Annotated in this window: 1 pseudogene; it reads right to left on the bottom strand. The window is 60.7% G+C overall.

Annotation, left to right across the window (positions count from 1 at the left end):
- Positions 1–8 precede the first annotated feature (8 nt).
- Positions 9–507: pseudogene (locus tag ABD823_RS34530) on the bottom strand (hypothetical protein); the annotation flags it as partial.

Genomic DNA, 507 nt, shown 5'->3' on the forward strand with positions numbered 1-507 from the left:
CATCTGACTCAGTTTCGCAACCACCGCGATAGCCATCTTGTCAGCGGCGGCATCAGAACCCACGTGAGAATCGCGATCCCGATCACGTTTCCCACGAACACTGCGGGCACAAGGGGTGCCTCGGGCCAGATGAGCGTGCGAACGTATGTGACCGTCAGCGAGACAGGGAACAGAGCCAGAAGTACCGCAGCGGCCTGCTTCCATCTTCGTGGCTCGGTTGTGCTGTCGAATGTGAACCACCCGGCGAACCCGCCGAGGACGCTTGTTGTGTAGGTGCCCTCGATGTGGGCATCGAGCCGGCTCAAGAGCCGGGATCGGACGTCAGACTCAAGCCATGTGCGCAAGCTCGGCTCGTCGTTGAAGGTCAGGATCACCACGGTCTCGGGTTGCACTCCTGGAACCGCCTCCAAGATCTCTCGCTCCCGAAATCCGGAGTAGTTCTCGAGCTCTCGCATGACCTGATCATGAACGTCCCGATGCACGGCCGCTCCACCGTCCTTGAGCAGG

The sequence above is a fragment of the Planomonospora alba genome (genome assembly GCF_039534085.1).
Classification (GTDB): domain Bacteria; phylum Actinomycetota; class Actinomycetes; order Streptosporangiales; family Streptosporangiaceae; genus Planomonospora_B; species Planomonospora_B alba.